The organism is Treponema sp. OMZ 798, from assembly GCF_024181385.1.
Classification (GTDB): Bacteria; Spirochaetota; Spirochaetia; order Treponematales; family Treponemataceae; genus Treponema_B.
Genome location: NZ_CP051305.1, coordinates 589,105 through 613,957, shown reverse-complemented (window position 1 = coordinate 613,957; position 24,853 = coordinate 589,105). Strand labels below are relative to the sequence as shown.

The window sequence follows — 24,853 nt, the reverse complement described above, 5'->3', positions numbered from 1 at the left end:
TTAAACTTGTTCTTCAGTTTTTTCGGGGTTATCCTTTGTTGTTTTTCTTAAGTTATATTTTTGAATATACTCTTGAGTCTTTTTATAGTCCTTTCTTGCAAGAACCAGATATTTAGGAGCAAGGCCGGCTCCTCCGGCCATTTCGTATCTGTCGATAATGGCTTTAAGCATATCATCGGCTTCAAGCCACTTGTTTTGAGTTATATAGATATGAGCAATTTCATATTCTGCAGCTGTCCTGATAGAGGCATCAGAGCCGTAACGTTTTATTACTATTTTATAATACTCAAGAGCATTTCTTAAATAACCGTTGTCAAGCTCTTCTTGGGCCCTTTGATTTAACTCAATGGGCGTAAGATTTCCGGGAACCGTTTCATCAGTCGGAAGACTTGAACAAGAAAAAAGCATAACTGATGCTGCAGCTAAAGTTATAAAACCGATTAAATTAAAAAAATAGGATCTTGCCTTAATTTTTTTTGTCATTTTTATTCTCCAAATTTTATTTAAAACCTGTGTTAATACGTCCTAAACAAACAATATTACAAAAAGTATCATTTTAAGCTTAATATAAGCGTTTATTCACGGATTACCGTAATCTCGACACGGCGGTTTTTTGCCATATTTTTTTCGTTATTGCTGGGAGCCTTGGGTACTGTACTTCCATAGCCGGCAGTCATTATCCTTGAGCGGTCAATACCCCGCTTAGAAATTTCATCTGCAATTCTTTCCGCCCTTTGAACCGAAAGAATCTTTTCGTCCTCAGGCCTGTTAAGATCTGCCGTATGACCTTCAATTAAAAATTTTGTATAGGGACCCAATTTTAAAAGAGCCTCAGCAATTACATCTATTTTTCCGGTCTCTTCAGGAAGAACATCGGGCATATCTGCAACGAACCTGATATCGTACATCGTTATCTTAATGATATTTTTAGGATTGGAAAGTTCAATTCCTTTTTCCTTACGTTTTTCAAGTAAGAGTTCAATATCATGATAGGCAAAGTAATAGTTTTCATCCGGAGGAGTAAAGGCTTCGGTAACATGGAGCATATCCTCATCACAGATTATGACTATCCGCCCTTCCTCTAAAAGCTTTAAGTTTTCAGGTTTTGACAAAATACGGCTGCTATCTTCCATCGAGATAATCGGATCGGTTCTATTTTGGCCGAAAACTCCTCTCGCTATGATACGCAGGGGCTCGGTACCCACATATTCCCTATAAAGTTCTTCATTAAGACTTGAAGAATATAAAACGATTCCAAGCTTTTTTGCAATTTTAGGATCTACCATATTCTTTTCGTATATCGTAGACATATCTGTATTCCAAATTTTAGGGAAAATACAGGGCTGAAGTTTCTCTTTTGTATACTCCCCATGTACGGGCAGCAAGCCCCTCGCATCGATTAAAATACCCGTATACACCTTGCTGACCGTGGTACTTGGAGGAATCGACGGAGCATAGGGGGTAGAATGTTTTATAAAAAGTTTTGCAATTTCATGCATTTCGGTGCTTGTTTTAATTAGCGCATTTGACAGATCATTTGAAAAATGAGGATTTTTATAGTTCCCTTTTTCGATTATCTTGTTTATGGTGTTTAAGTTTACTTTTTCTTCAGCAAGATAGTTGCCCAAGCGGTGGGAAGAGTCAACTACAACCGAAAGATAGATATCTTTTAAAAGAGAGGGCATGTATTTTTCTATCGTATTAAAAGCCGCATCCCTGTCACCGGGAAGATAAAAGCCGCTTTTATTCATATCAAGTTTTATTAAGGATTCGATTGTGCCCTTTTCCCAATTTTGAACGGAAGAAGATTGGAGAACAGGCTCATAGGCGGTTAAGGCTAAATTAAAAAGGAAGAAAAACAAAAAAAAGCCGCTTAAAGCCTTGGCATTTTTTAAAGCTGTGTTTTTATTTAAAAATTTGTTCATTTGCTTTATCCCCTTGCTTATCAGTTTATTATCGGCACCTTTAGTTTTTGACCTAAGGAAAGCACCGAATTTACTTCTATTCCGTTTTTTGCCGCAAGAGTTTCAACTTGAACATCATGTTTTAAGGCTATTGACCAGAGGGTATCGCCTTTTTGAATTATGTATACACCATTAAATTCAACATTTTGATCGTCTTTTTTACGCCTGTAGGAATTCACCGTTTTTAGAGCAGGTATTCTAAGCACCTGCCCTATCCTAAGAGCCGAAGCCTTGATACCGGGATTATAGTTTATAATCGACTTAATGCTTACACCGTAGTGTCTTGATAAGGCGTAAAGAGTATCTCCCGATCTTATCTTATAGCTGTAGTATTTTATAAGAAGGGTGTTTTTTGCGAGCAAGTCTTGAACGGCCTCCTTATGCTCCATAGGAATCCGCAGGTTATATTTTACATTGGGCGGTGTAATATTAAATTTTAAAGACGGATTAAGGGCCGAAAAAAGATCGGTATCAGCCTTAACTTTTTCTGCAAGTAAGATGATATCCACAGAGCGTTTTATCGGAATAAGCTCGGTGGCTTCATAATCAAGAGCTTCGCCCCAATCAATACCGTATTTTTCGCTGTTCATAAGAATTTCTGCAATAGCTAAAAATTTGGCAACATAGAGGGAAGTTTCCGGTTTTAAGAATTTTTTTTCGGCCAGATACCAATAGTTTCGGCTTCCGGCCTTTTTTATTGCCTTATCCAAGGCCCCTACCCCGCAGTTATAGGCCGCAAGGGCCAAGTACCAGTCATTATAATAATTATAATTCCATTTCAGTTTTTTTACTGCTGCAGCACTGGTCTTCCATGGATCCCGTCTTTCATCCATCCACTCATCGATGTGAATATCATAGCCGCCTATACTGTTCCGCATAAATTGCCAAATGCCTACAGCTCCCGACTTTGACACAGCCTTAGGCGAAAAACCCGACTCTATTACAGGTAAAAACAAGAGTTCGGGAGGAAGATTTTCCCTGCGCAATTCTTGAATAATAAAATTCCGGTAAGGGATGGATCTTTGCATAATGGCCTCCAAGTACCTTAAGCCGTTTTCGGTAAGATACTGATTCCTAAATCTTTCAATTAGGGGATATCTTGGAGGCACAATAACCGTACCGTGGAGCGATTTTTGACGGTTATAAGACAGGGAAATCTTGCTAAACTGTCTGAGCTTAGCTGATTCATCCCTTGTAAAATTTAAAGAGGCTGAATGAATGAAATTAAAACTAAAAAAAATAAAGACTATAAAAAAAAGCCGTATTTTCACTAAATTTTTTCTCCGTAGTAAATACCTGCCCATTCCCATCTTCCGTGAATTTCAGGATCTGCCGGGAAGTTGACCTTTCTAAAATACAGGTACCATATTCTCGAATATTGATTCCAACCTGAGGTTTTAAGATAGGCCTCATAGGGTGTAGAGGAAGGGTCAATTTCGGATTCTATCTTTATATAACTTCCGCGCATAAAATTTCTTAAAGAAAAATCGGGAGAACCGTAAATATCCGAAAGCTCCTGTTTCCAAGCCATCGAAAAAAAGTTTACCTTTGAGCGGTACCTTTCCAAGGTATCAAAGTCCTTCCTTTGAATTGCAGACTTAATAATGGACAAAAGTTCGTCAAGGCTTTCCATGGTCCAGCTCTTTGTTGAAGAGCTGTAGTCTACGATTTTTCGAGCATAGCCGTAATTGTCGGGGATGCCGGGTATAATCAAATCGAAACGTCCCAGTCCTATAAATTTTGAATAGCTTTGAATCGCCAAATGCCATTCTCCGAGCTTTTCGTAATTTTGTGCAAGCATAAAATAAGAATAAGCGGGATCTATGCTGTCATAAAAATTGGAAAGCAAAAGAGAATAATACTCGACAAGGCGTTTTGGATCAGTTGTTATATTTATCAAATTCTTTAAGCTTAAATATTGAATGGACTTTCCCGAAATTTCCATATCCTTATCCAGTTTTATAACTCTTTCAAAAAAATAAGCAGCCGGCTCATTCATTTTTTGTTCCATATATTCGTTTGCCAGCATTAAAAGCCAATAGCCCTTGTAAGTGTCATCAGGGTCGTTTTCTACAAGGGAGCTTAAAAAGACAATTAAAAGTTTATTTTTCTTTTTAACCTTGAGATTTTTTGCTATTCTATCCTTAACGGCAAAGCTCATTTCCTTGCTTTCCGTTTTTTTTAAAACTTCAATAAGAGTTTTTTGCTCGTCTTTTAAGTTATCCATGTCATCATATAAGTAAAAATCGGGATCTTGTTTACAGCTTATAAAAACAAGACAGAGCATGAACATTAAAATAAGTTTATTTTTCATCTGCTTATAATATCATTTTCTCCCTAAAAGTACAATAAGGACTTAAAACCTTGAATACGGGGTCCTTATTTTAAGGCCTTAGCCAAAAGGCTGTCTAAAAGATTTGAAAATTTCTGAATCTCTTTTTTACCGAAAGAGGCGGTTTTTTCCGGAGCGAGACCGTTGGCCTGAAGCTCATACATAAAATTTCTTGCAGACAGGTAGGTATTTATATTGTCGCGGGTAAAAATTGTTCCCCTGTCGTTTATAACATAAAGCCCCTTATCTACCAAAAGTTTTGCCAAGGGGATATCCCTCGTTATAGCCAAATCTCCCTCAGCCGAGTTTTCGGTTATGTAGAGGTCGGTCGCCTGTTCCGTATTTTCGGTAACAACCATGCTTGCACCCTTAGGCACGGGGATTTCCCTGTTTGCTGCAAAGATCACGGGCAGCTTTAGACGTTCTCCGGCCTTGGCCGTAATTTGTCTTATTCTTACAGGGCACGAGTCGGCATCCACCCAGATTTTCATATTACCTCATTGATTTTTTCTATCATCCGCATAGCGGATTTTTCTATGTCACAAGCTTTTTGGATAAGATCTTGCGAATTTTGTTCCGAAAATTCTTCCTTGTAAAGCTCATCGGTAATTAAAATACCAGTAAGAATGGCAAGTTTTAAAGGATCGGTAACCTTCGAACTTTGCCTCACTTGATCTAAAACATTTAGATAGTGATTGTAAATTCGATTTAGGTATTCATCGGTTTCGTTGGCTTGAATGGCAAAGGAAGTTCCCAATACGTCTATATTTAATTGTCCTTTGCTCATTTTACCTAAAATATATCCATCTGTTTACTTGTATCGGAGGCTTGCCCCAGTACATCATCAAGGTCTTTTTGAAGATTACCGGAACCCGGTTCTTCCGAAACGGGATCTGCTGCAGGAGCTTGTTGTAAAGGGGTTTTAGGAGGAGGTGAAAAAGACTCCGGTTCAGATCCGGCTGAAACAGGGACTGCGGTTTCAAATTCAGAGGCAGAAGGCCTCATTTCGTGTTTTTTTGTATAAGAGGCATCCTCAAACGCACTTAATTGATTAAGTGCGTTGATTATTCCTTCCTCGATCTTAGATTGGTCATCCTTAAAAGTTACTATAAGCTTCTCTAATTCGGAAATCCGCTTGTCTCTAGCTTCAATTTCTTTTTTTAGAGAATCTTTTTCGGTATGAAGGCTTTTTATCATCTGTACAGCCCTTTCTACCTTGTTTTCAAGGAGCCTTACCTGATCGAGATTGAGCATATTAGACTCCTAAAGCCTTTTTTGAAGCTTCTACGACAGCCTTAAAAGCGGAGGGATCTTCGATTGCCATATTTGACAGGGCCTTTCTGTTTAATTGGATTCCGGCCTTGTTCATTCCGGCAATAAAGCGTGAATAGGAAATACCCTCAGCTCTAACGGCTGCATTGATACGGGTAATCCATATCTGCCTCATATCGCTTTTTTTATCTTTTCGTCCTACATAGCTGTGAAGCAAGGCCTTTCGAACTGCATCGCGGGCTGCCTTAAAGTTGGTACCACGGCGGCCTCTAAAGCCCTTGGCTTGCTTCAATATAGCTTTTCTTCTTGTAATTCTTCTATCACTGCTTGTTGATCTTGACATTATAAACTCCTGACTTCTATTTCAAATAAATTAACCGTAGGGCAATAGCTGCTTTCGCATCTTCATGCTGTCAGCCTCTGAAAGAATGGCCGATTTCTTAAGACGGCGTACACGTTTTTGAGATTTTTTAGTCATAATATGACCCTTGTTCATCTGCTTGTATTTTACCTTACCGCTTGCAGTAAGAGAAAATCTCTTTTTAGCAGCTCTTTTGCTCTTCATCTTAGGCATAAGTACCTCCAAAATTTATTATAAGCTTATTTTTTTTGTTTGGGACTCAATGTCATAGACATTGTCCGTCCTTCCATAGCAGGTTTTTTCTCGAGGGTACAGGCTTCTTCACCCCCCAGTTTTTCCAAAACCTTGTTTAAAACTTCATAACCGAGCTCTGTATGAGCAAGTTCGCGTCCCCAAAAACGCACGGTTACCTTTACTTTATCGCCGCCGTCAAGGAATTTTTTGATATGTGCGGATTTAAACTCAAGATCATGGTCGTGTATCTTAGGCTGCATTCTGATTTCTCTCATCATTTGCTGCTTTTGATTTTTCTTGGAGTCACGGAGCTTTTTCTCCATTTGAAATCGATATTTACCGTAATCTATTATTTTGCAAACCGGAGGCTTCGCGGTAGGCGCAACTTCAACAAGGTCAAGTCCGGCTTCTGCGGCCATTTTTACAGCCTCAATAGTGGGAACAATACCTGCTTGTTCGCCATTAGCCCCAATTAACCTAACCTCTCTCACGCGGATTTGATCATTTATCCGCAAACCTTTTACTTCAGCCAACGATTCTCCTTCTGCACCTTCCTTAAGCGTGCGATATAATAAAATTTAGGGTTAATTATATCGAAAATAAAAAAAATAGTCAAGCTCTGAAGATGAAAAAAGTAAAGAGGAAGAATATATCGATTTTATCGGCGGGGTTTAAAAATCAATAATATTTTTCTTCTTTTTTCATTCGTTCATATTCTTCAATAGAGGAGAATTCACTAAAATCGCAAATAATATTAAATATATAAAAATTACCTTTTCCGTCATCATACAATGAAGCAACAAAAGAAATACGAAGTATTTTTTCGTTACATTCTATAAAAATACTCTGAAAATAATCAATAAGCTGGTTATATGGCAGCGATGCATTTATAGCCTCGTGATCAAACCCATAAGGTCTATGCATCTCAGGCTTCTTTTTGTAAATAATATCTCCAAGAGAGAATACTGTAGTCAATGATTTAAAACAAGTAGCCGGGGGTTCCGTATTAAATAGGTCGCTCTTAAAAATTACTTCTTCTATATCATCAGGAATACAAGAATAAGATCCTATATTGGGATTCTCATAGGCACTGTACGGCTTTTGCATATAAACACTAACCTTGTCTTCATAAAATAATGAAATAAATTTTTCTTCAGTTAATGTTTTGATATTATCAATAACACCTTGCATGTATTGTTCCACTTCTTTCTCTTTCTTTCGAGAAACTCTCTGCTTCCAAAGGATTCCCATTGAAAAAGCATCGCAATAAAAAAGCAATAAAATTATAAATATTATGCCAAATTTACGATCTAATCTCAAATTTTTTACCTCCCCTGCTAGGTATCTCTTTATAATACTATCTTTAATTTTTGTCAACTCACATAAAAATAGCTGCAAAAATACAAGTAAATTTAGTTTCAGTCATAATATGGCTGACACCGCTCTTAACATAACTATATGATGAAGGGAGAAAATTACTGTTGCGCCCTTTAGGTCTAAAAAAATTCCAATCAAGTAAAAAGCTTCTTTCATAAAATTCATCACTTTTTTTGCATGAAAAAATCAAAACAAAAATAATTAATAAAATACATAATTTTTTCATAATTAACCCCCTAATTATTATTACACAAAATATAAAAGCAAACAAGTGTCGTAGCTGCTATTTTATTTAAGTTGCAGATTTTCTATCTAACACAAAATCTGTTAATTTTGTTATTTCTTCATCTATTAAATATGCAAAATTGCTTATAAGATAAATCTAATTCTTTCATATCATACATCCTCAATTTCGTTATTATTTTCTCACTAAAAGAAATACAATAATTAATGCAACTAGAGGAAATAAAATACATGATAATATTGCTGTTATTTTATAAGCAAATCCCAAATCACCATTTTCTGCACGTTTCTTTTGTATACTTGATATGATCCACGCTCCTAAAAACCAAATTATTCCTACAATAAATATTATTAAAATTTTTATAGAACCATAATGATAGTCCATATTACCATAATATATCCTTTTAACTAAAATTATCGTAAAAATAATTAATATTATTAAAGGCAGTATTGTATACCTAAAAATATGGAACCATGTATCAACTGCCGGACTATCAAATACAATATTTTTTATTTTTTTGTTCAATCTTCCTAACCATGAGGCAATTACATATAACAATAAAAGAATATACAATATCACCCAATAAAGTCCGGGCAAGAACGACAAAATTGTAAAAAAATTATCTATGTGGCTTGACATTTATTTTCCCTCCATATTTTTATATCATTAGGTATCTCATATGATAATAAAAATACATGTGTCATCATACACCTCCAATATTTATTTTAAATATTTATAAAATATTCTAACCGCATCATCCATTACATTATTTATAATAAGACTTTCTTCTTTTGTCCATTTAGGAATATATACTTCCTGAGAGTCTTTTTTCAGAGCCGGCGGATTTGTTCCGTAAAACAGTTTATTATATACATCCAATATTACACAATCCACACCATCATCATCACCTATAAACGATTCTTTCAATGTATACGCCATGTCAGATGCAATATTCCAAAAACGCAAAATAAGATTGCAATCTATGTCATTCAGACATATTTTTCCATAAATGCATCAATATCATACAATACAGCAGCCTCCATCTGAATATCTAAACTATGAATTTTACAAAACGCTCTCATGTCATCTTCACAATAAAACATAATTAGTTTGTCATTTTCATCAATCAAAAACGCATCACGATTATCAGAAAACCATAAACAATAACATGTTTGATTAGACATCTTAAATTCTACTAAACAATATTCAATTTTCGTATTAAATTTCATTTAATATAATCCTAGCTTTTATTATTACACAAAACATAACAGTAAACAAGTATCGGTACTCAAGACAAGGTTTTGAGTTCATAATGTTAATCTTTTTTATATTTGTACCAATAACATATAAAAATCTTTTATTTTGAGTCAACAAATAACGAAATAAAAAAAACAATGGCATATATAAAACCTATAATTACAAATAATACAGTTCTAATTTTTATAGTCTTGACAAGTTTTTTTCTGTATTTTATTATTTTCTCTGTATCATCATCCCTAAATTCCAATGCCTTTTTCTTAATATATGAATCAGGCATTACCCATGTCCAATTCCCCTCATTATTTTTATGATTCCAATATTTACCGTAATAATGTCCTTCTAAAAAAGCAGTTTCTACAAGAGAATTATAATCTAATCCGGGTATTCTTTTTTGATAAAAACCTATAAATATAGATAATATAAAACATGATATAAATAAAAAAATACTCAAAAAAGCGCATAATATTAAAATTGAAGCAGCCATATCACACAATCTCCATATTAATTTTTTTCCATATAAGTCCCTAGAATATTTTTAATATCATACTCTGAAATATTGTAATTATTTGCATAGTTTATATATGATAATTCTTCACAATGAATAACGAAAACAGTAATGATGATAAACAAAAAACTTACAATATTTTTTTTCATTCTTTTAATCTCCTTTTATGGAAAGTGAAAATAATCAGCTAAGTAAAATTTAACACAAATCCGCAAAAAATACCAGAGCTTTGTGTAAATCCAAATGCAAAAATATCTTGTCTCATCGATTGACAAAATTTTTCTTTTCGGTTAATATGTCGCCTATGTCTAACAATATAGTATACTTAAACTCGGAGCTAAAAGGCTACGCTTTTTATACGGAAAATTCAAACGATATTTCGGTTCTTGCAGAGCAGATAAGAACCTACACTTCAAAAAAAAGAACTATCTTGGATCCCCGCACAATAGTATTTTTAAACATTGTGCTTTCACTTATAACTACGGTTTCTTCATCTTTTTCTGCAAATATTTTTATTTTTTTTGTGTCCTTGAGCATTGTCTGCCTTTTTAAAATGTACAAAAAGGCAATAAAATATACCTTAATATTCTTTTTAGCGCTCGCTCTTCCTTTCGGGATAAGAGCCCTGCCCGATCTGCCCATACAGTTTTTGATTAACTCCGTTTCCCTCATCGCAATGGGTGTGCAAAAATTTTTACCCTTCCTTATGGCGGCAACGGTAATTTTTAACAAGGTAGATACAAAGAGCCTCGTAAGTTCTTTAAATAAAATGAAGCTTCCTAAGAGTATAATGCTCGGCTTTACGGTTGCAGTGCGTTTTTTACCTACCATAAAAAAAGAGATGATCATAATCACAAACAGCATGAAAATGAGAGGAATCGAACTAGGGGCAAAAAACGTTTTTTTTCATCCTATTAAAAGTCTGGAGTATGCTCTCGTTCCTGTTCTTTTTCGGGCCGTATCTCTTGCGGATGACATGACGGCTGCAGCCCTCGTAAAGGGAGCCGAATCCCCAAAAACTGCTGCAGAGCTTTTTAAAATAAAATTCGAAATAACAGATTACTCCTTTACCCTGATCTCCCTTTTTGTTGTCGGTGCTGCAATAATCTTCGACTTCGATTCCGTATTTACTAGGCTCTTTTAAAGGACGATAAAATGAATACAGCAGTAGAATTAAAAGATGTTTCTTTTATATATGAATCCTCAAAAGACGGAAGAGCAAATTTAAAAAAAAACTCTCTTAATATCAAAAAGGGAGAATTCTTACTTGTTACAGGCATAAGCGGCTGCGGAAAGTCTACGCTGACAAAATGTATTAACGGCCTTATCCCGCGGTTTTACGAGGGCGAATTTTCAGGTTCCGTTTTTATAAACGAAGAAGATGTTTCGAATTTCAGCATAGATGAAATTTCAAAAGATATAGGCTCGGTTTTTCAATCACCCAAGAGTCAGTTTTTTACCGATGACGTAATTTCGGAGCTCAGCTTTCCTTGCGAAAACTACGGGCTTTCCCGCGATGAAATAATAGAAAGGATTGCCGAGGTTTGTTCTATTTTACACATCGAAAACCTCTTAACCGAAAAACTTGAAAACCTTTCAAACGGACAAAAACAAAAAGCAGCCGTCGCCTCAATTTTAACCTTGCGGCCTAAAATTATAGTTCTTGATGAACCCTCGTCCAATCTGGATTTTAACTCCATCCTAATCTTAGCCGATATTTTAAAAATTTTAAAACAAAGAAACTTTACTATAATTATAGCGGAGCATCGTCTTCATTATCTAAAAGATCTTTTTGACAGAGTTATCTATATAAATGAAGGAAACATACAAGACGAATACACTCGTGAAGAATTTTTAGCTCTTGAAAATGCAGACTTAAATTCGAAAGGCTTAAGAAGTTTGCATCTTTTTAAAAATGAAAATGAAACGGAAGCTATCAGCTCTATAACAAATAAAGATTTAAACGGTAAATTTGATTCAAATAAATTTAATTCCTATAAGGAAGGCGAAAAAATTTGCAGTCTTTCCGATATTTCGTTTTCGTTTAAGGACGGAACCGAGATTTTAAACTCGATCAACTTAAACCTTTACAAAAATGACATTGCCGCCCTTACCGGGAAAAACGGAGCAGGAAAAACAACCCTCGCAAAAATCATATCGGGTATTTACCGCCAAAATTCGGGCTGCATTAAATTCGGAGAAAAAATTCTAAACGAAAAAGAAAGAGTGAGCCGTACAAATTTTGTTCTTCAAGATGTTGAATATCAGCTTTTCGGTGCCGATGTTTTTTCGGAACTTTTGATAGGAAACAAGCAGCTTGAAAACATAAACGAAAAAATAGAGAAGGCCTTAAAGAAGCTCAACCTTTACGATTACAAGGATGAGCACCCCTTTTCTCTTTCGATGGGACAAAAGCAAAGGCTTATAATTGCCGCCACCTATGTAAGAGGCTGTCCGCTTACAATTCTTGATGAACCGACAAGCGGCTTGGACTACGGAAACATGATCAGGGTAGGAGAACTTATCGAAGAGATAGCAGAGACTTCTGCAGTGCTTATAATAACCCATGATTTTGAATTTATCTCGAAGATATGCAACAGGTTGATTCTTTTAAAAGATAAAAAAATAGCCTTAGATTCAAGGCTCGAGAAACACGACAAAAAATTGGAAAGTATTTTTTCTACATATTTATAGATTATGGAGGACTTTATGGAAAAGTCAAACAAATTTAAAACAAAGGATTTTGTTTTTATCGGAATAATGACTGTGGTTTATATTGCGGTCTTTATGATCATAGGTTTTGTTACTGCGGCAATAAACCCTTTTTTACATGCCTTTTCCCCGGCAATTTCGGGACTTGTAGTCGGAACAATTTATTTATTCTTGGCTATTAAGGTTCCCAAATTCGGTGTTTTTACTATCAGCCAGCTTTTACTCATCATGGTTGTTTTAATTTTGGGAATGGGATACCTTCCTTGGCTGATAGGTATGTTTATCGGAGCCTTGCTGGCCGACATTGCAGCCAATACCTCGAAGTATAAGAACAAATACACGATAGCCGTTGCAAGCGGTTTTATGTGTTTGGGAAGCGCTTCAGGAGGCGTTATCCCCATTCTCTTTTTCGTAGAGCATTATAAAAAATTCTGCTTTGAAAGAATGCAGATGAATGAAGCTCAGGTTGAACAAAGCGTTGCTGCAAGTGCAGGATACCTCGGAGTCATCATCTTAATTGCAACCTTTGCCTTGGGCTTTGTAGGAGTTCTTATAGGCTCAAAAATATTGGGAAAACATTTTAAGAATTCCGGAATAAAATAAAGTTAAAATTGCGAAGTGTGAAGTTCAAGTGTCAAAGCACGAAGTACATATGACGAATGACGAAGAGCGAATGACATTTGAACTTTGTCATTTATCAATCAGCCAGTCTTTAATTGTGCGTTTATCTTCATCAAAGCTTGAACCTATTGCTATTACCTTCTTGCCTGTCCCCGAGTACTTGTCTGCGTAGCCCTTTTCTTTTATTTGGTTTATAGCATCTTCGGCCGTTCCGTTTGAGGTGAGTTTAAATTCAAAGATATAAACCTTATCGCTGAATTCCACAACACAGTCAGCTCTCCCTGTTGCACAGCGGACTTCAGTATGCACAAACTGGTTCATAAGGGCGAAGACAAGATAGACGGCGGTCTGATAGTTTTGCTCACGCAAGGCCAGGTCTTTTTCTGTTAAGCTGTCGTAAGGGATACCGGATATTATTCCCTTTAATTTTTCCATAAAGCCGTCTACATCTCCGGCCTCTATTTGCTCGTAAAATTCCCAAATAGAAAGCCCTGTTTTATCGGTTCGTATCGGGGTGTAGGCCGGAAGTAAATTATCCAAAAAACCGTAACGCACCTCATCATTAGGAAAACCTAAGCGGAAAAGTCTTGAAAAGTCGTTATAGTCTTTGATTGTTAAGTAGCCCGATTGGAACAAAATAGGCAGGGGGTTGATTGCATCTGCCCTATAGGTTTCTAAACCTGCCTCGTTCATTTTTACATTTCCATCGAGGTCGGGAATATTATAATAGGCTTTTTTAAGATACTCAACCAAAAAGGTCGGGGTGCCTGTTGAAAACCAATAGTCCCGCATTTTCCCATCGGCAAAAACATTTAACAAGCTAAAAGGATTGTACATATTTTTTCCGTCTTCTGAAAATTTATAACCGTCATATCTTTGTTTTAATTTTGCGAGGGTTTCCTCATAGGTCAAATCATTATTTTCGGCAAGGGCCTCAATTTCGTGTTGAAAATCCTTTTCAAGTTCTTCTTGGGAAATACCGCAGATGGCAGAGTAATCCGACAAGAGGCTTAAGTCCCTTAAATTATTTAAATCGCTGAATATGCTGACCTTACTGAATTTTGTAACTCCTGTCAAAAAAGCAAAGCGGAGATATTGGTCTGCACTTTTTATTACTCCGAAAAAACCTTTAAGAATTGTGCGGTAGGTTTCGTTTAAGGCTTCATCCTTCCACATAGTTTGAAGAAGGGGCTTATCGTATTCGTCTATGAGGATGACAGCCTGCTTGCCTGTTTTTTCATAAATCTGTTTTAAAAGATTTCTAAAGCGTCCGTCAGGAGATTCCTCCGTTTTTTCTATCTTAAATTCATCCTCCCATTCAGATAAGTGGGCATTAAGAATATCATTCAAAGCCCTAGTGTCGGCGTAGTTTTTTGGATTAAAATCCAAATAGAGTACAGGATATTTTTGCCAGATTTCTCTTTTGTCTTTTTCGCACTCCTCAAGTTTTTCGATAGCCAAACCTTTAAACAGCTCTTTTTGCCCGAGGAAGTAGGCTTTCAAGGTAGAAAGCAAGAGGCTTTTCCCAAAACGGCGCGGCCGGCTTAAAAAGTGAACACGGCTTTCGTTCACCAATTTCCAAATAAATTCCGTTTTATCTATATAAACAAAAGCATCTTTTCGTAGAACTTCAAAACTTTGAACGCCGATAGGCATTTTTCTTTTAGTACTCATAAATATAGTATAACATAATAGGCGGCCTAAAACAAGTTCTTGACCCTGCCCCATCTTTTAACTATAATCCTTTTAAAAAGCTTTTATTGGATTTTTATGGGAGGTCTCATGTACATAAAAAAACTTATCGGAAAAAAATGCTATCTTGCCCCAATGAGAATTGAAGATGCCGAAAAATATGCTGTTTGGGCAAACGATCAGGAAGTGGCCGAATATCTTAACTTTGCTTCTTCTATTATCGGCCTTGAAACCGAACGCCTAATAATCGATAGGATTTCAAAGGAACATAATTACGCAATCGTGGATACTGCAACCGATGAGCTTATAGGAAACATGGGGCTTATGAAGATCAGTCATTTGGATAGAACTGCAGAGCTCGGCATCTTTATCGGTAACAAGGCTTACTGGTCAAAGGGCTACGGCACCGAGGCTATGTGTTTACTTATAAACTATGCCTATCAAAAACTCAACCTGCACAACATAATCTTAAATGTATATTCTTATAATGAAAGAGCTATTAAGGCTTACGAAAAGGTCGGCTTTAAAAAAATAGGAGCAAGGAGAGGAGCCCTGATTCGCAACCGGAAAATGCACGACATAATCTTAATGGATATTATCCCTGAAGATTTTTATGCAAAGCATCCCGAGTTTGAACTATAGGTTATTTATAGTTTTATTTATCCGAAAAAAATTTTTTAGTTATGAAAAAACAAAAACTAAGCGGGGCAGAAGGTTTTGAAAACTACTATCTTTCCATTTTTGGAGAAAGGTGGTCTGCCCTCAAAGCAGCCCTGTTAGAAGAAAACAAGGCGGAAGCCTACAGCGAAAACCTCATACAAAATTACTATCTGGATTATGCAAGCATCCAAGCCGCCAAGGCCATGCCTCTTCTTGAAGAAGGAAGCTGCCTCGACATGTGTGCTGCCCCCGGAGGAAAGACCCTGGTTCTTTTAAGCAGGATTAAGGGAGATGCCGAAATACAGGCAAACGAGCTTTCGGCCGATAGGCGGAACAGGCTTATAAGGGTTCTCGATGAGCACTTAAATGAAGACGACCGAAAACGAATCAAGATTTCCGGCTATGATGCTTCCCGAATGCCCCGCTACGGTCAAGAGCTTTACGAGAGAATTTTACTCGATGCCCCCTGCTCTTCCGAAAGGCATGTGCTTCAAAACGAAAAATATCTTAAACAATGGACGGAAGCCCGCATAAAAAATTTAAGCCAAAGACAATGGGCTCTTTTATCTGCGGCCTTTTTGCTCCTTAAACCTAAGGGCTATTTGATCTATTCGACCTGTGCTCTTGCCGATGAAGAAAACGATTTTTTAATCGAAAAGCTTATAAAAAAATATAAGGAAAGAGTAAGGCTTGAAGAAAAACCTGACAGCCTTGGGCCCATCCTCCCCGAAAAAACAAAATACGGATTCCGTTTTCTTCCCGATAAGGCGGAGGGAGCAGGGCCCATCTATTTTTCACTCATTCAAAAAAATTAAATTTACCTTCTATCCCGCGAAATTAAAATTAAGCGTAAGAGGTTTGCCATTGCAGTAAGGGCTGAGGCCACATAGGTTAAGGCGGCAGCCGACAAAACTTTTTTGGCACCTTTTAGTTCTTCTTGGCTTAAAACTGCATTGTGTTCCAAGACTTTTAAGGCACGCCTTGAAGCATCGATTTCAACCGGCAGGGTTACAAGATAGAATAAAACGGCGCAGGCAAAAAGAATTATACCTATGTTGAGAAGCAAATTCATTCCGAAGATTATACCGGCGAGGGCCAAATAGGGGCCGGCAGCCGAACCTATGTTTGCAGCCGGTACCAAGGTGCTGCGCAAAACCAGCGGGCCGTATTTTTCTTTATCCTGAATGGCGTGTCCTGTTTCGTGGGCGGCAACACCTACGGCTGCTATCGAGGTCTTATCGTAGACCGGATCCGAAAGGCGTAAAACCTTGTGAGACGGATCATAGTGATCGCTTAAACTTCCGCCTACCCTTTCGATATTCACATCGGATATTGCATTTGATCTAAGCAGGAGGGCTGCAGCTTCTTTGCCTGAAATTTTCCTCATGGTCTGGACCTGAGAGTATTTTGAAAAGGCCGACTTTACCTTAAATTGAGCATACAAGGATAAAAGCAGGGTCGGAACAACCAAAACCAAATAATAATAATCGAAATACATAAACTCCTCCAAAAAAATTTAGAATTTAACCTCAACGAAGATGGGGTCTCTTACACAAAGCAATTCTGAAAGGGGGATATCGACTGTCCCCTTGTTACCGTCTTTAGAAGAATATCCGAAAGGAGTAATCTTGATGCTTTTAATTTTTTTAGGACAGGTAATGGAAACATGGAACTTTGATCTTTTTAAATCGGAAGCAAGCTTATCTCCGTAAGCGGCCTTAATAAGATCTTCATATTCCGCAGTTCCTATAGGCTCTCCCGTTATAGCCGGAGCCATTAAAAGTTCGATATACTCCCTGTCGTCTTCTGAAAGCAGGCTTACAAATTCCTTTATATTATCGGGACCTATGCTCAAAGACAAAAGACCGGCCTTCATATCGGTTTTTACAAAGGAGGTTTCACTATCCATGTCCTTACTCATGATTTTGATTTTTGCATTTATACCGGCTATCGAATTGGTAGTCATGTTTAAAACTTTTATTCCCTTGGCTTCAAGCTCTTTTTTTATTTCTTCCGTATTAAAGATTGAAGGGCTTTTAGCCTTTTCCTCTTCGGTAAACTGAGCCGCATTTTCGAGAAGGGCATCGATTGTTTTTCCTGTTTGGATATCCAAGGTTACCACAACATCTCCCGACTGCTGAACAAAGATATCGGCCTTAGGCGCACAAGAAGCCAATACAAGACCTGCAATCAGCATAAACATAATGGTTCTAATACATTTCACTTTCATTTCTCCTATAAAATATGGATAAACAGTGAGGTGGAATTTCTACCGAACTGTTTATCGTATCTCCTATAAAAACTTTCTACTTTTATACCGGATATAGATATAAAGTACAATAAGCTCAAAAAGTTTCAATTAAAATTGCTTATCAAAAAAAGATACTTAAAAGTCTTTTGCGGCAGAACGCAGCCAGTCAATCCATGCTTCCATTCCGTCTCCTTTTAAGGCAGATACGGGGAAGATTTTTATATCGGGATTGAGCTTCTTTACGTACTCGGTACATTTTTTCAAATCAAAATTAAAGACGCTTACGGTATCCATCTTTGTGATTAAAAGAACATCGCAAACCTGAAACATCGGAGGATATTTTAAGGGTTTATCGTCTCCCTCGGGAACGCTTAAAATCATAACATTCTTTAAGGCGCCCGTATCGAATTCTGCGGGGCAAATCAGGTTGCCCACATTTTCAAGAAAGATAAGATCCAGGTCTGCAATACCGAGGGCTTCCAAGCCTTGTTCGGTCATATCGGCATCCAAGTGGCACATTCCGCCTGTGTGAAGCTGAATAACCTTTGCACCTGTTTGCGAAATGGTCTCGGCATCTACGGCAGAATCAAGGTCGGCTTCCATAACACCGATTCTAAAATCTTTTTTTAAAGCCTCGATGCTTGCTTTAAGCAAGGTAGTTTTTCCCGACCCCGGAGACGACATCAAATTCAATAAAAACTTTTTCTCTTCCTTTAGTTTACTGCGAAGTTTTGCCGCATGGGCATTGTTTGTTTCGTAAACACCTTCTTTAATTTCGATAACCTTAAACTCGTTCATCATAACTCCCATAAAAATTCAATAACATACAATTTCTTTTATTAAAAATTCCCGACCTGTAAGAATCTCATGCTCATTACAAGAACAGGAGGGGCAGACACCGTGATATTCTATCGGGTCAAAAACTTGAGTGCAACTGTTGCAGCGTACAGAAGCCTTTACCATTTCGATTTTCAGCTTTGTGTCTGCCATCCATGTCCCGTCTACGGCGGCAGGATAGCAGGCTTGAACAAAGTGAGGAACAACGCTTGCAATTTCGCCGATTTGTAAAACTATTGTATCGACCTCGCTGACATTGTTCGATTTAGCGATTGCATCAACACGGCGGACAACTTCCATGACCAAACTTAATTCGTGCATAAACTTAAATCCGGTTTTTATTTGCGCTTTGGAGAAGGCTTAAAAATCTTGTTAAATAAAATTCTCCCTTCCCTTTTTACCATGTTTCTTATAACGACACCCTTAATCTTTTCGAGGGTACTCGGGCGAGCATCATAAACACGCTTTAAGCTGATGGCTCCGAAGCGGCAGCGCGTAGTACACATTCCGCAGCCTATGCACATATACTCGTCAACCTTGACGGCTCCGCATTTTAAACAGCGTTCAGTTTCAGCCTTGACCTGCTCTTCGGTTAAGGTCTTGCGTAAATCCCTAAAGGTCTTTTTGCCTTCTTCGCCGGAAGGTTCTTCCGCTCTTTGGCGGGGCAGCCGGTCAAAGCCTGCAAGCTCCAAGTTTTCACGGTCTAAGGGTTTATAATCCCTCTTTGTTCTTCCCATAACCAAACTTTGCCCCGGGTGTACAAAGCGGTGAATCGAAACAGCACCTTCCTTTCCCTGGGCTATGGCATCTATGGCGAATTTGGGGCCTGTCAACACATCGCCGCCTACAAAGATGTCTTTTTGAGCGCTCTGATAGGTAACCGGGTCGGCCTTTACGGTTTGGTTTTTGTTTATCTCGCAGGCGGAACCTTCCAAGATAGAGCCCAAATCGATTGCCTGTCCTACCGAGGTTATAACAAAGCTGCACTCGACAGTCATGGTATCGTTTTCATCATAGGCAGGGCTGAACCTTCCGTCCTTATCAAAAACGGAAACGCATTTTTTAAATTCCACTCCGCTTACCTTTCCGCCTTGAACGAGGATTCGTTTGGGGCCCCATGAGTTTGTAATCTTTATACCCTCTTCTTCGGCCTCATGGATTTCTTCGGGGAGGGCCGGCATTTCTTCCCTCTTTTCGAGGCAGAACATAGAAACTTCTTCTCCGCCTGCGCGGACAGCCATTCGGGCAACGTCAACGGCTACGTTTCCGCCTCCGATAACGATTACCTTGCCTGAAAGGCTTTTGGTTTCGTTTAAGTTTTCTTCCCTTAAAAAGTCCACACCGGTAATTACGCCGGCAGCATCTTCGCCTTCAATGCCCAAGAGCCTTCCCTTTTGGGCTCCGATTGCAAGGTAAAAGGCCTTAAAGCCTTGAGCTCTAAGTTCATCAAGGCTTATATCCTTTCCTACCTCGATTCCGGTTTTAAAGTTTACGCCCAGTTCTCTTAAAACATCTATTTCGGCATCAAGAACATTTTTTTCGAGCCTAAATGAGGGGATGCCGAATTTTAACATTCCGCCCAAGGATTTTTCTTTTTCAAAGACGGTTACATCGTAATTGTCTATTGCAAGATAGTAGGCGCATGAAAGACCTGCAGGACCGCCTCCTATAATGGCAATTTTTTTATCGTGATAGTCTCTTTTCTTTTTCGGAACATAGCGGTGCTCCGAATTAAGATCCTGCTCCGCTATAAATTTTTTGATATCGTCAACGGCAACGGCCTCATCGAGACCGAGCCGTGAACAGCCTTGTTCGCAATAACGGGGACAGACATGACCGCATACTGCCGGGAAGGGATTTTCGAGTTTTATAAGCTCCAAGGCTTCCCTGTATTTTCCTTGAGATGCAAGTTTTATATAACCTTGAACACCTATATGGGCGGGACAGTTAGCCTTACAGGGGCTTGTTCCGGTCTTTACGACAACCTGCCTGTTTGTGCGGTAATCAGGATTCCAGTCTTCAGGCCCCCATCGGTGGTCTCGAGGAGTTTTTACGGTCTTTTCTTCGGGGATGGGCTTTGACGAGCAGATTTTTTGCCCCAGTCTTAGGGCATTAGACGGACAGTGCTCTACACATTCACCGCAGGCTACACATTTTTCTTCATCAATTACCGAAATATAATTTGAGCGGGAAAAATCGGGATTCCTGTACATAATCGCATTTCGGATTGCAAGGCAGCCGCAGCCGCAGCAATTACAGATAGCATGAGTTTTTCCCTCCCCGTCCAGGTTCGGAATATCGTGCATGAGTCCGTTTTCTTCAGCCTTTTTTATAATTTCAAAGGCTTCTTCACGAGTAATCTGCCTGGCTCTTCCGGTTTTAATATAATACTCGGCTCCATGTCCCATCTGAATACACATATCTTCTTTTAGATGGCCGCAGCCTTCTCCCATCTTTTCGCGCACCGTTCTGCAAGAACAATCTGAAACACTAAAAAGAGTGTGCTGGTTTAGGTAATGAGAAATTTCTTCGTAACTTGCATGATGGGTATCGCTTTCGATTGCACTTTCGATAGGAATAACCCTCATCGGGGAAACACCCATGGGCAAGATACCGGGAGCTATTTCTCCTTTCTTTTTTCCGTAGGCATCGAAGGCTATGGTTATTTCGGGATGCTTTGAGGTAAGCTCCTTGTTGTTGTTTATCATCTCCATAATGCCGGGAACCCATATTTCGGTCCAATACTTATTTACTCCGTCAATGGTATTTGTAATACAGCAGCCTACATAGGCCAAATCCCAAAGAATCTTCTCGGTTTCCTCCACGGTTTTTCCGCATAGGGGAGATATATCTTGAGCACTTAGAGGTGTTCTGATTTTTAAAAACATACCGACCTTTGCCATTTCGTCGGTAACGATGTTTTCCATAACATAGTATTCGGGGTCGTCGTAGGTAATTGACCTTTTGGAACCGGGTTTTGTCCGGTTTAGATGGTTGGCAAATTCCAAAAGAAATGGGCTCTTTCTTTTAGGCTTATAATCGACTGCATACAAGATTTTTTTAGGCTTGTCTTTTTTACTCATAAAACGCTCCATAAAAGTAAATAATGTTTAACTCATTTGCGGATTTATCCGCAGGCACTTAAGCTTGAATTTTATCACAAAGACCTAAAAAAGTAAATAGAAATGATTTAAGATAAAATTGAATTGAAATAAACCGCAAGGAGAGCAAAGATTCTTTAATGCGGCTTATAGTTTACAACAAGAACCTATCATGCTATAATTTAAAAGTAAAAACGTTTTTGGAGGAAAGAATGACAGCTTTTTATATAATTGCAGGATTGCTTGCGGTTTTCGGTATTTTAATTCAAAAGTTTAAATTCTATTTTTTGATTGCAGGTTATAATATGATGAGCAAAGAGGAAAAAGAAGAATATAATGCATCTTCCATAGGCAAGCATGTAGGGTTTTGCCTCTATTTTCTTTCAGTTCTTTCCTTGGCAGTAGGTCTTTTTTTTCAATTCTTTCAAATGTCCAAGCAAACCGAAAAACTTGTAATAGCAGTCTATGTAATTTTTACGATGATTGCAGTTTCAATTCTCTTGGTAAAAGAAAATAAAAAAAGACTAAATCAAGTTATTCCCTTTATTGTGTTTATAAATATTGTCGTTTTGATTATTTTAACTGTAGTTATTTTTGCATGATAAACGATATTTGAGCACCACAAAAACTTGTTGAATTTTTAGAGATGCTCTTTAAATGTAAAGCACAATTCGCAAGAAAGGGGATGATGGAATGACCAATGGTGCTCCATCTCCCCTTTTTGTGTTTCCGGTTTTATTTTAGATTGAACGGATAGATACCCGTTTTTTTAATAAGATAAAAATAGCAAAAAACACCGGCGGCTGCAAGCAGCAAGATTAAAACGGCAATCAACAATCCCTCTGCACGAATAAAAATATTTCTGCCTACATTGCCATACATCCCTTTGCCACAGCAAGAGCATTTCAACAAGCCAGACAGAAATGGTAATGATGGGGATTCTTTTTCTCAATCTTCTTGGCCTGCGTCTTCCTTAATATTATAGTTTAATGCAGAGTGTAGCTATATAGTCATTTCCATAACGTGATAATCTATGTCTTTTATCACATGATTCATAAAAATCTATCATAGCGAGACCATTTTTAAGTTGTCCTCTAATCTGAGTTTCTAAGGTATGACTAAATTCATATCCATATTCCGGATTTATGGTTATTTTGCCTTCCTCTTCAAGCTCTTTTGAATTAAAAGGTATTGAAAACTTTAAAAGTAATTCCTCATCGGGTTTGTCCCATACAATGTCAGCATCATACATGTATATCCAAGGATTCATAAATCCGACCATTAACAGTCCACCCTTTTTCAATACTCGAGAGGCTTCTTTATACATGTTTTCTAAATCTTCTATATATACATTTGAAACCGGATTAAAAATAATATCAAAAGTTTCATTTTCAAATGGAAATGGTTTTGTCATATCGCCTTGAACTGTATTGATTTTTAAGTCTTCTCTTTTAGCAACCATATCATCTCTTTGTAATTGTGATTTAGAAAAATCCATTATGGTTACATCATAACCTTTTATAGCAAAAACCGGACCCTGCTGTCCACCACCACAAGCTAAACCTAATATCTTTTTTCCGTTGGCTTTTTCAAACCATTCTTTCGGAACTTTTTTCCCAACAGTTAATGCAACAGAAATTGAATTATTTCTAACTTCTTCTAATTCTTCATGTGTCAATGGTTCAGTATAGTCATTTTTTACATTATTCCATCTATCTTCATTTAATTTTATATAATTGTTGATCTTATAATCTCCTCGTAATTTTATACTATTTCGATTTAAGTTGGATGTGTTGCCATTACATTTTTCTCACCTCTACAAATTCTAATTTGTTTTACTCGATGTTTGTAATATTATACCATTTTTTTAGCCAATTTGTACAGGTCTAATTCTTGCTTCTTTCCTGTGATAGTTCTCTGTTTTCTTGTTGCAATTTCTCTACTCTCTATGATTTTTAAGATTGATTTCATCTTTATTTCTTTGACTTGTTATTAGCTGATAAAATTCATCTTTGGTTAGATTTTTACTTTCTGTAAAGATACTTTCAAAGACTGATCCTTTTTCATAAAGGCGTCTATCTCTCTTTTTTCGTTCTTCCTGTTTCTGTTGACTGATGAGCTTTTTTCTTTTGTTTTGTAACTACTTGATTTCTTCATCTGCCATTAAGATTTTTTCTTCTATGTTTTTTATTTTTTCGTTTCCTCTCTTTTTAATTTTGAGCAAATAAAAAACAGTAAACCTTTTTCCGATTTACTGTTTCTGTGGTAGTTTTTATTAAATTGTTAGTTCAACAAACAACCGGGATTTGATTATTTCCATGGACGATTTTTAGCAAGCCATCCTTTCTCTTGCCAATATGTCTTATCTCTCTCATTCCATCCCTTTTTTTGAATAATTCTCATGATATTGAATAAAATCCTTGTTTTTATTGAAGGTCTTACCATTGTATAGTTGCTTTTTATTTTATTCGAGAGAGTTGTTGTTTGGCGGTCAACCTTTGATTTTATCTTCTCGTCAACTCTCTTCCAATCCGTCTCCCAAACTGCAATACCTAATTTATAAGTTTTAGCACATCCCCAAAAGAATGTGCTATCTGCCATATCTTTATTAGCTTTTTTCATTCCTGCCCCAGCAGCTGTTGAAAAACAGACAGCTTGTTTTGAAAACATACTTTCACTTGGTCGGTGAACCATCCATCTATAACCATAATGGTCAAGAAACGCTTTCATTGAACCTGTAACATGATATACATATACAGGGCTTGCAAGAATAATTATATCCGACTCATCTATGGCATTTGTAATTGGCTGTAATTGTTCGAAATGCGGACACATACTTTCTCCTTTAGTAAAGCAATTCCCACACCCAATACAGAAATGATTAAAATCTTTTGGTAGAAAAAATTCCGATACTTCTCCACCCAATTTATCTGCAAGCATTCTTGAACTATTATATGTTGAACCTTTATGACTTTGACCATGTATAATAACTATTTTCATAAAATCACCACCGTAAATTCAAATTTATTTGTCTATATCGGCTAATATTGTAACATTTTTAAGCGATTTTTTTCTACTGCCAGATTTCCCACTTACTCGCTACTATTCCCCCTTAGAATGTATTACCTTAAACTCATGATGACAATTCCGATTTTGCCTTGTTCTACATCGTTTATCATCTGTGTATAGGCTGAGCGGTCAAAGAACCTACCGCTTTCGTCATCGTCGGTATAGTGGCGAATGTTTATCAGCTTTTGCTCTCGTGCATACCTTTCTAAAAATGCTTTTTGATTTACAATACTATTACTCTCGCCACCGTCTCTATCTTCATCACCAACTGAAAGGCGGGAGTATAGTGCTGTGATTTTATTATGATATTCTATCATGGCATTATCCTCCTTTTTTGTGTCTATATATCACTCCTGTTTCC

General features: G+C 37.4%; 31 protein-coding genes and 2 pseudogenes. 6 read left to right on the top strand and 27 right to left on the bottom strand.

The annotated features are described in order from the left end of the window. The 17 genes from E4O07_RS02930 to E4O07_RS02850 all read right to left on the bottom strand — a co-directional run bounded on the left by E4O07_RS02930 (nucleotide 1) and on the right by E4O07_RS02850 (nucleotide 9,698). Nucleotides 1-483 (bottom strand): outer membrane protein assembly factor BamD, encoded by a 483-nt coding sequence (locus tag E4O07_RS02930; protein ID WP_253687245.1) that lies wholly within the window; start codon nucleotides 481-483, stop codon nucleotides 1-3. A 92-nt stretch (nucleotides 484-575) separates the two neighbouring features. Beyond that, nucleotides 576-1,925 (bottom strand): OmpA family protein, encoded by a 1,350-nt coding sequence (locus E4O07_RS02925; protein ID WP_253687243.1) that lies wholly within the window; start codon nucleotides 1,923-1,925, stop codon nucleotides 576-578. Nucleotides 1,926-1,945: 20 nt separating this feature from the next. Next, nucleotides 1,946-3,235, bottom strand: a complete 1,290-nt coding sequence (locus E4O07_RS02920; protein WP_253730583.1) for a LysM peptidoglycan-binding domain-containing protein — start codon at nucleotides 3,233-3,235, stop codon at nucleotides 1,946-1,948. Next, a complete protein-coding gene (locus E4O07_RS02915) occupies nucleotides 3,235-4,278 on the bottom strand; it encodes a tetratricopeptide repeat protein (RefSeq protein ID WP_253687240.1) in 1,044 nt (347 codons plus the stop codon). Before E4O07_RS02915 ends, E4O07_RS02920 begins: the two co-directional genes overlap by 1 nt. Before the next feature lie 65 nt (nucleotides 4,279-4,343). After that, a complete protein-coding gene (locus tag E4O07_RS02910; RefSeq protein ID WP_253687238.1) occupies nucleotides 4,344-4,787 on the bottom strand; it encodes a YaiI/YqxD family protein in 444 nt (147 codons plus the stop codon). After that, nucleotides 4,784-5,083 (bottom strand): cell division protein ZapA, encoded by a 300-nt coding sequence (zapA, locus tag E4O07_RS02905; protein ID WP_253687237.1) that lies wholly within the window; start codon nucleotides 5,081-5,083, stop codon nucleotides 4,784-4,786. The genes E4O07_RS02910 and zapA overlap by 4 nt, the downstream gene beginning before the upstream one ends. 5 nt (nucleotides 5,084-5,088) lie before the next feature. Next, on the bottom strand, nucleotides 5,089-5,550 hold the full coding sequence (locus E4O07_RS02900; RefSeq protein WP_253687235.1) for a cell division protein ZapB: 462 nt from the start codon (nucleotides 5,548-5,550) through the stop codon (nucleotides 5,089-5,091). A 1-nt stretch (nucleotide 5,551) separates the two neighbouring features. Further along, a complete protein-coding gene (gene rplT / locus E4O07_RS02895) occupies nucleotides 5,552-5,911 on the bottom strand; it encodes a 50S ribosomal protein L20 (protein ID WP_253687233.1) in 360 nt (119 codons plus the stop codon). Between the two features lie 30 nt (nucleotides 5,912-5,941). Further along, nucleotides 5,942-6,142 carry a 50S ribosomal protein L35 gene (gene rpmI / locus E4O07_RS02890; RefSeq protein WP_002668131.1) on the bottom strand — a complete coding sequence of 67 codons (201 nt, stop codon included), beginning with the start codon at nucleotides 6,140-6,142 and terminating at the stop codon, nucleotides 5,942-5,944. Between the two features lie 26 nt (nucleotides 6,143-6,168). Then, entirely contained in the window at nucleotides 6,169-6,696 is a 528-nt protein-coding gene (gene infC, locus E4O07_RS02885) for a translation initiation factor IF-3 (protein WP_253687231.1), read from the bottom strand. Between the two features lie 145 nt (nucleotides 6,697-6,841). Further along, complete coding sequence (locus tag E4O07_RS02880) at nucleotides 6,842-7,540, bottom strand: hypothetical protein (protein ID WP_253687229.1); 699 nt, start codon at nucleotides 7,538-7,540, stop codon at nucleotides 6,842-6,844. 1 nt (nucleotide 7,541) lies between these two features. After that, nucleotides 7,542-7,766, bottom strand: coding sequence for a hypothetical protein (locus tag E4O07_RS02875; RefSeq protein ID WP_253687227.1), 225 nt, complete (start codon nucleotides 7,764-7,766; stop codon nucleotides 7,542-7,544). 192 nt (nucleotides 7,767-7,958) lie between these two features. Continuing rightward, nucleotides 7,959-8,168 (bottom strand): hypothetical protein, encoded by a 210-nt coding sequence (locus E4O07_RS02870; RefSeq protein WP_253730582.1) that lies wholly within the window; start codon nucleotides 8,166-8,168, stop codon nucleotides 7,959-7,961. 336 nt (nucleotides 8,169-8,504) lie between these two features. Next, nucleotides 8,505-8,711, bottom strand: a complete 207-nt coding sequence (locus E4O07_RS02865; protein WP_253687224.1) for a hypothetical protein — start codon at nucleotides 8,709-8,711, stop codon at nucleotides 8,505-8,507. A 62-nt stretch (nucleotides 8,712-8,773) separates the two neighbouring features. Continuing rightward, a complete protein-coding gene (locus E4O07_RS02860) occupies nucleotides 8,774-9,013 on the bottom strand; it encodes a hypothetical protein (protein WP_253687223.1) in 240 nt (79 codons plus the stop codon). Between the two features lie 128 nt (nucleotides 9,014-9,141). Then, nucleotides 9,142-9,528 (bottom strand): hypothetical protein, encoded by a 387-nt coding sequence (locus E4O07_RS02855; RefSeq protein ID WP_253687222.1) that lies wholly within the window; start codon nucleotides 9,526-9,528, stop codon nucleotides 9,142-9,144. A 17-nt stretch (nucleotides 9,529-9,545) separates the two neighbouring features. After that, nucleotides 9,546-9,698 (bottom strand): hypothetical protein, encoded by a 153-nt coding sequence (locus tag E4O07_RS02850; RefSeq protein WP_253687220.1) that lies wholly within the window; start codon nucleotides 9,696-9,698, stop codon nucleotides 9,546-9,548. A 155-nt stretch (nucleotides 9,699-9,853) separates the two neighbouring features. On the opposite strand from E4O07_RS02850, the gene E4O07_RS02845 reads away from it, so the two are divergent. Genes E4O07_RS02845 through E4O07_RS02835 form a run of 3 tightly spaced genes read left to right on the top strand, consistent with a single transcriptional unit; the run spans nucleotide 9,854 to nucleotide 12,864 of the window. After that, the gene (locus tag E4O07_RS02845; RefSeq protein ID WP_253687218.1) at nucleotides 9,854-10,693 is read left to right on the top strand and encodes an energy-coupling factor transporter transmembrane component T; all 840 of its coding nucleotides are present in this window, start codon (nucleotides 9,854-9,856) and stop codon (nucleotides 10,691-10,693) included. Between the two features lie 11 nt (nucleotides 10,694-10,704). Next, nucleotides 10,705-12,243, top strand: a complete 1,539-nt coding sequence (locus E4O07_RS02840) for an ABC transporter ATP-binding protein (protein WP_253687216.1) — start codon at nucleotides 10,705-10,707, stop codon at nucleotides 12,241-12,243. A 15-nt stretch (nucleotides 12,244-12,258) separates the two neighbouring features. Then, the gene (locus E4O07_RS02835; RefSeq protein WP_253687214.1) at nucleotides 12,259-12,864 is read left to right on the top strand and encodes an MptD family putative ECF transporter S component; all 606 of its coding nucleotides are present in this window, start codon (nucleotides 12,259-12,261) and stop codon (nucleotides 12,862-12,864) included. A gap of 87 nt (nucleotides 12,865-12,951) precedes the next feature. Here the strand turns inward: E4O07_RS02835 and E4O07_RS02830 are convergent, their stop codons facing one another. After that, a complete protein-coding gene (locus E4O07_RS02830) occupies nucleotides 12,952-14,556 on the bottom strand; it encodes an ATP-binding protein (RefSeq protein ID WP_253687212.1) in 1,605 nt (534 codons plus the stop codon). 108 nt (nucleotides 14,557-14,664) lie between these two features. Here E4O07_RS02830 and E4O07_RS02825 point away from each other — a divergent pair, with 108 nt between their 5' ends. Further along, a complete protein-coding gene (locus tag E4O07_RS02825; protein WP_253687210.1) occupies nucleotides 14,665-15,216 on the top strand; it encodes a GNAT family N-acetyltransferase in 552 nt (183 codons plus the stop codon). Nucleotides 15,217-15,257: 41 nt separating this feature from the next. After that, the gene (locus tag E4O07_RS02820) at nucleotides 15,258-16,049 is read left to right on the top strand and encodes a class I SAM-dependent methyltransferase (RefSeq protein WP_253687208.1); all 792 of its coding nucleotides are present in this window, start codon (nucleotides 15,258-15,260) and stop codon (nucleotides 16,047-16,049) included. Nucleotides 16,050-16,051: 2 nt separating this feature from the next. On the opposite strand, the gene E4O07_RS02815 is transcribed toward E4O07_RS02820, so the two are convergent. The 5 genes from E4O07_RS02815 to E4O07_RS02795 form a co-directional block, all read right to left on the bottom strand. Further along, complete coding sequence (locus E4O07_RS02815; RefSeq protein ID WP_253687206.1) at nucleotides 16,052-16,732, bottom strand: zinc metallopeptidase; 681 nt, start codon at nucleotides 16,730-16,732, stop codon at nucleotides 16,052-16,054. Nucleotides 16,733-16,750: 18 nt separating this feature from the next. Continuing rightward, the gene (locus E4O07_RS02810) at nucleotides 16,751-17,458 is read right to left on the bottom strand and encodes a hypothetical protein (protein ID WP_371921946.1); all 708 of its coding nucleotides are present in this window, start codon (nucleotides 17,456-17,458) and stop codon (nucleotides 16,751-16,753) included. 162 nt (nucleotides 17,459-17,620) lie between these two features. Next, nucleotides 17,621-18,283: a hydrogenase nickel incorporation protein HypB gene (hypB, locus tag E4O07_RS02805; RefSeq protein WP_253688114.1), complete on the bottom strand. Its 663-nt coding sequence runs from the start codon at nucleotides 18,281-18,283 to the stop codon at nucleotides 17,621-17,623. Between the two features lie 18 nt (nucleotides 18,284-18,301). Beyond that, nucleotides 18,302-18,643, bottom strand: a complete 342-nt coding sequence (locus E4O07_RS02800; protein WP_253687202.1) for a hydrogenase maturation nickel metallochaperone HypA/HybF — start codon at nucleotides 18,641-18,643, stop codon at nucleotides 18,302-18,304. Between the two features lie 17 nt (nucleotides 18,644-18,660). Further along, nucleotides 18,661-21,405, bottom strand: coding sequence for an FAD-dependent oxidoreductase (locus E4O07_RS02795; protein ID WP_253687200.1), 2,745 nt, complete (start codon nucleotides 21,403-21,405; stop codon nucleotides 18,661-18,663). 230 nt (nucleotides 21,406-21,635) lie between these two features. On the opposite strand from E4O07_RS02795, the gene E4O07_RS02790 reads away from it, so the two are divergent. Next, on the top strand, nucleotides 21,636-22,025 hold the full coding sequence (locus E4O07_RS02790; RefSeq protein WP_253687199.1) for a DUF3784 domain-containing protein: 390 nt from the start codon (nucleotides 21,636-21,638) through the stop codon (nucleotides 22,023-22,025). Between the two features lie 377 nt (nucleotides 22,026-22,402). Here the strand turns inward: E4O07_RS02790 and E4O07_RS02785 are convergent, their stop codons facing one another. The 4 genes and pseudogenes from E4O07_RS02785 to E4O07_RS02770 form a co-directional block, all read right to left on the bottom strand. Next, nucleotides 22,403-23,167 carry a class I SAM-dependent methyltransferase gene (locus E4O07_RS02785; RefSeq protein WP_253688113.1) on the bottom strand — a complete coding sequence of 255 codons (765 nt, stop codon included), beginning with the start codon at nucleotides 23,165-23,167 and terminating at the stop codon, nucleotides 22,403-22,405. A gap of 210 nt (nucleotides 23,168-23,377) precedes the next feature. After that, nucleotides 23,378-23,614: pseudogene (locus tag E4O07_RS02780) on the bottom strand (DUF3847 domain-containing protein); the annotation flags it as partial. A 119-nt stretch (nucleotides 23,615-23,733) separates the two neighbouring features. Further along, nucleotides 23,734-24,423: a flavodoxin family protein gene (locus E4O07_RS02775; RefSeq protein ID WP_253687197.1), complete on the bottom strand. Its 690-nt coding sequence runs from the start codon at nucleotides 24,421-24,423 to the stop codon at nucleotides 23,734-23,736. Between the two features lie 134 nt (nucleotides 24,424-24,557). After that, nucleotides 24,558-24,809, bottom strand: a pseudogene (locus tag E4O07_RS02770) (recombinase family protein); the annotation flags it as partial. Nucleotides 24,810-24,853 lie beyond the last annotated feature (44 nt).

Bases quoted from the DNA above. Each gene is read 5' to 3' on its own strand.
- E4O07_RS02930 (WP_253687245.1), bottom strand. From the start codon at position 483: ATGACAAAAAAAATTAAGGCAAGATCCTATTTTTTTAATTTAATCGGT.
- E4O07_RS02925 (WP_253687243.1), bottom strand. From the start codon at position 1,925: ATGAACAAATTTTTAAATAAAAACACAGCTTTAAAAAATGCCAAGGCT.
- E4O07_RS02915 (WP_253687240.1), bottom strand. From the start codon at position 4,278: ATGAAAAATAAACTTATTTTAATGTTCATGCTCTGTCTTGTTTTTATA.
- E4O07_RS02910 (WP_253687238.1), bottom strand. From the start codon at position 4,787: ATGAAAATCTGGGTGGATGCCGACTCGTGCCCTGTAAGAATAAGACAA.
- zapA (WP_253687237.1), bottom strand. From the start codon at position 5,083: ATGAGCAAAGGACAATTAAATATAGACGTATTGGGAACTTCCTTTGCC.
- E4O07_RS02900 (WP_253687235.1), bottom strand. From the start codon at position 5,550: ATGCTCAATCTCGATCAGGTAAGGCTCCTTGAAAACAAGGTAGAAAGG.
- rplT (WP_253687233.1), bottom strand. From the start codon at position 5,911: ATGTCAAGATCAACAAGCAGTGATAGAAGAATTACAAGAAGAAAAGCT.
- rpmI (WP_002668131.1), bottom strand. From the start codon at position 6,142: ATGCCTAAGATGAAGAGCAAAAGAGCTGCTAAAAAGAGATTTTCTCTT.
- E4O07_RS02875 (WP_253687227.1), bottom strand. From the start codon at position 7,766: ATGAAAAAATTATGTATTTTATTAATTATTTTTGTTTTGATTTTTTCA.
- E4O07_RS02870 (WP_253730582.1), bottom strand. From the start codon at position 8,168: ATGGACTATCATTATGGTTCTATAAAAATTTTAATAATATTTATTGTA.
- E4O07_RS02860 (WP_253687223.1), bottom strand. From the start codon at position 9,013: ATGAAATTTAATACGAAAATTGAATATTGTTTAGTAGAATTTAAGATG.
- E4O07_RS02855 (WP_253687222.1), bottom strand. From the start codon at position 9,528: ATGGCTGCTTCAATTTTAATATTATGCGCTTTTTTGAGTATTTTTTTA.
- E4O07_RS02850 (WP_253687220.1), bottom strand. From the start codon at position 9,698: ATGAAAAAAAATATTGTAAGTTTTTTGTTTATCATCATTACTGTTTTC.
- E4O07_RS02845 (WP_253687218.1), top strand. From the start codon at position 9,854: ATGTCTAACAATATAGTATACTTAAACTCGGAGCTAAAAGGCTACGCT.
- E4O07_RS02840 (WP_253687216.1), top strand. From the start codon at position 10,705: ATGAATACAGCAGTAGAATTAAAAGATGTTTCTTTTATATATGAATCC.
- E4O07_RS02835 (WP_253687214.1), top strand. From the start codon at position 12,259: ATGGAAAAGTCAAACAAATTTAAAACAAAGGATTTTGTTTTTATCGGA.
- E4O07_RS02830 (WP_253687212.1), bottom strand. From the start codon at position 14,556: ATGAGTACTAAAAGAAAAATGCCTATCGGCGTTCAAAGTTTTGAAGTT.
- E4O07_RS02825 (WP_253687210.1), top strand. From the start codon at position 14,665: ATGTACATAAAAAAACTTATCGGAAAAAAATGCTATCTTGCCCCAATG.
- E4O07_RS02820 (WP_253687208.1), top strand. From the start codon at position 15,258: ATGAAAAAACAAAAACTAAGCGGGGCAGAAGGTTTTGAAAACTACTAT.
- E4O07_RS02815 (WP_253687206.1), bottom strand. From the start codon at position 16,732: ATGTATTTCGATTATTATTATTTGGTTTTGGTTGTTCCGACCCTGCTT.
- hypB (WP_253688114.1), bottom strand. From the start codon at position 18,283: ATGAACGAGTTTAAGGTTATCGAAATTAAAGAAGGTGTTTACGAAACA.
- E4O07_RS02800 (WP_253687202.1), bottom strand. From the start codon at position 18,643: ATGCACGAATTAAGTTTGGTCATGGAAGTTGTCCGCCGTGTTGATGCA.
- E4O07_RS02795 (WP_253687200.1), bottom strand. From the start codon at position 21,405: ATGAGTAAAAAAGACAAGCCTAAAAAAATCTTGTATGCAGTCGATTAT.
- E4O07_RS02790 (WP_253687199.1), top strand. From the start codon at position 21,636: ATGACAGCTTTTTATATAATTGCAGGATTGCTTGCGGTTTTCGGTATT.
- E4O07_RS02775 (WP_253687197.1), bottom strand. From the start codon at position 24,423: ATGAAAATAGTTATTATACATGGTCAAAGTCATAAAGGTTCAACATAT.